General features: G+C 62.3%; 2 protein-coding genes. Both read left to right on the top strand.

What is annotated here, in order from left to right; translation table 11 throughout:
* Positions 1–134 precede the first annotated feature (134 nt).
* Positions 135–974, top strand: a complete 840-nt coding sequence (locus DBR36_RS09450) for a hypothetical protein (RefSeq protein WP_108318829.1) — start codon at positions 135–137, stop codon at positions 972–974.
* Between the two features lie 29 nt (positions 975–1,003).
* Entirely contained in the window at positions 1,004–1,843 is an 840-nt protein-coding gene (locus DBR36_RS09445; RefSeq protein WP_108318827.1) for a hypothetical protein, read from the top strand.
* Positions 1,844–1,997 lie beyond the last annotated feature (154 nt).

Below are 1,997 nucleotides of genomic sequence, written 5' to 3'. Positions count from 1 at the left end.
CCCCCGGACGAAACCCCGGGGTACCCCGAAAGCGATACCGGGGGTCCCCCCGATGTCGGAAACGCGGGCCGTTCCTAATCTCGGAACTACGAACAGCACCTGCGGGCCGCGGCCCGAGAAATGGGATGGGAAAAATGCCTACCACTGGCGACATCAACAACTCGCTCAACACGGTCATCGCGGACTCGCTCAACGAGGTCAACGAGGACAACTCGGTCAACACCGACCTGAGCGCCGAGGACTCCTTCAACGAGACCACCAACGAGACGGTCACCAACGAGTCGACCGTCGACGTGGACGGCTCGTTCAACGAGGACTCCAACAACGAGTCCACCGTCATCACCGACTCGGGCAACGACAACTCGGACAACTCCGACAACTCGGTCGACCTGGACTGGACCGAGGGCTCGTACAACGAGTACACCGACGCCTCGACCACCGACAACTCGGTCAACATCGGTGTTCGCGACTACAACACCGGCGCCTGGGGTGCGGGTTCGTCCGCCGCCGCCGCCGGCTCGGGTCACACCGAGATCTGGAGCAACGACACCGTCATCGACCAGTCGGCCAACCAGCTCATCGCCTCTGAGGGCTCCGTGACCCAGGTGTTCGGCAACTCGGCTGTCGCTGCTTCGGGCGAGGGCTCGATCGCGGCCGGGGGCGACGTCGACTGGAGCTACGACGTCGACCAGTCCACGAACATCGACGCGGGCGGCGACATCAACATCGGCAACGAGACCACGGTCACCACGGTCGTCGACTCGTACAACGAGTACAACCTCGACTACTCGTACACCGACGAGTCCACCGTCATCGACGTCTCCGACTCGTTCAACGACTTCTCGGAGAACTACTCGGCCGACGGCTCGTTCAACACCTCCGAGGTGTTCGACAGCGAGACCACGATCGACATCGACTACACCGAGGTCGTCGACAGCTTCAACACCGCGGACCTCAACCTGCCCCTGGCCTGAGCCTCTTCAAGAATTAAGGAACGAACATCATGGTGTGGAACATCGGTGACGTGGACGACTCGGGCAACGAGGGCTGGTTCAACGTCGGCAACCAGTCGACGACGAACAACAGCAACAACCTGGCCGTCGACCTGGAAAACGTCGGCAACGTCGACAACTCGTACGAGGAGACCAACACGTCCGACACGACCGTCGTCGACTCCGGCAACGTCGGTTCGAACAACACGGACTGGGACATCGACGGCTCGTTCAACGACAACTCCGACAACTCGGACAACTCGGTGGACGCGGTCGTGACGATCGACTCCGGCAACACCTACCTCGACGAGTCGCACACGGACAACTCCATCAACATCGGCGGCCGCGCATACAACACCGGTTACGAGGGATGGGCTGGCTTCGGTGGCGACGTGACCATCCACAGCCAGGACACCATCCTCAACCAGTCTGTGAACCAGAGCATCCTGGGTGGCGACGTCAGCCAGGGCTTCGCGAACAGCGCCGTCTCGGCGTCGGGTGAGGGTGCTGTCGCCGCCGGCGGCGACGTCACGATCTCGCGTTCGCTGGACGCGTCGACGAACTTCGACGCCGAGGGTGACATCAACATCAACAACACCACCGAGCTGACCTCGTACGACAACGTGGGCAACACGACCGACATCTCGGTCGACCTCACCGACGCGTCGCAGGACTGGACGATCGACAACTCGTACAACGACGCGTCGACGAACGTCGACCTGACGGACTCGTTCAACGACGACTTCTCGTCGAGCGAGAGCGAGAACTGGACCATCAACGCCGACGTCATCTGGGGTTCAGGCAACTCCGAGGTCGTCGACGTGCAGCTCCCCGACGACATCGAGGACTGAGAGATCATCCGTAACGATCTCAGTGTCTGAACGGTAGCCCTGGGCGGGATTTCCCGCCCGGGGCTATCGTCGTCCCCAGAACCCTTCGACGCCGAAGAGGCGTCGGCATCTACCGAGAGGTGCCCCGCGTGTCCGCACCGGCCCAGCCCACCAC

Source organism: Microbacterium sp. HMWF026 (assembly GCF_003061325.1).
GTDB classification, from domain to species: Bacteria; Actinomycetota; Actinomycetes; order Actinomycetales; family Microbacteriaceae; genus Microbacterium; species Microbacterium testaceum_E.
This window is presented reverse-complemented; position numbering and strand designations above follow the sequence as displayed.

Bases quoted from the DNA above. Each gene is read 5' to 3' on its own strand.
- DBR36_RS09450 (WP_108318829.1), top strand. From the start codon at position 135: ATGCCTACCACTGGCGACATCAACAACTCGCTCAACACGGTCATCGCG.
- DBR36_RS09445 (WP_108318827.1), top strand. From the start codon at position 1,004: ATGGTGTGGAACATCGGTGACGTGGACGACTCGGGCAACGAGGGCTGG.